Source organism: Vibrio sp. 378, assembly GCF_033339435.1.
Window position 1 is genome coordinate 1 of the sequence record NZ_JAWOUO010000183.1, and the last position, 1,007, is coordinate 1,007.

General features: G+C 46.2%; 1 protein-coding gene. It reads right to left on the bottom strand.

Annotation, left to right across the window (positions count from 1 at the left end; translation table 11 throughout):
• On the bottom strand, nt 1-1,007 hold a 1,007-nt coding region (locus tag R7Q48_RS25010), incomplete at both ends, for a diguanylate cyclase (RefSeq protein WP_318132819.1).

The window sequence follows — 1,007 nt, forward strand, 5'->3', positions numbered from 1 at the left end:
ATGCACCTTTAAATTTGAAGTAGGCTGCCAGCTCCTGTGACACACTTTTGATCGCTTTGTCACCCACCAAATGGCTCAGTTCGTCATTGATGGATTTGAAGTGATCGATGTCGATGACCATCAATGCGAATGGAGTGTCGTGCAGCAACATGTCTTTCAGTTTTACCTCCAACCAGCGGCGGTTGTGCAACGAGGTAAGGGGATCGGTAAATACGTCTTGCTGCAACTGAGCTACGGTATTTTTGTGTTGTTTGGTCGTCTCTTTAAGCTCTTTGTTTTCAATCTCAGACAGAATGAGCTTTAACTGCAATTCAAAGCGAGACAATCGACGCAGTTGAGCCGCGCCCAATTCGCTGATTGGGATGTGTTTTATTAAGTCTGATTCAATACGAAAAGCGCGTTTCTCACAGCTTAAAGCTTGCTGAAACTGCCCTTGTGACGCACTGACTTTGCTCATTGCGTTGTAAAAACGTTTCGCAAGAATGGGCGAAGAATGCTTTTTAATTCGCTTCCCAATGGACTCCAACAGCAAATTAGCCAACGAAGTGTGGCCAACACCATTCAAGCAATAGGCCGTTTCAATTTTGACCATGGTTGAGAGCCAATAGGTGGTCGCACTTCCGGTGGTGTACTTAATGCTGGATATGGAGAGCAGCGCTTCGGAATACTCTTCTTGCAGACGATGTAATTTAGCGCGATACAAATGCGTTTGAGCGGCGAGGTTTTTGTCGCTTACTAGGATGCTGAGCTCTTCACATTCACCCAATAATTCGCTGGCTTCGGCCACGCGTTTTAGACTGATGTAACAGGCGAGCATATACAGTTTGTAACGCAAACGAAGTGAGCGACTGCTGATGGCATGATCAATCGCGTCGATCTTTTGGTAGTAACGTAGAGCACGGTTGTGATCGCCATAAGCATCACACAAGTTGCCCATGCCAATGATCGCTAAAACGTATTCGTCGATAAAACCGTATTCCACTGCGATGTTGGTGGAGGCGATGTAC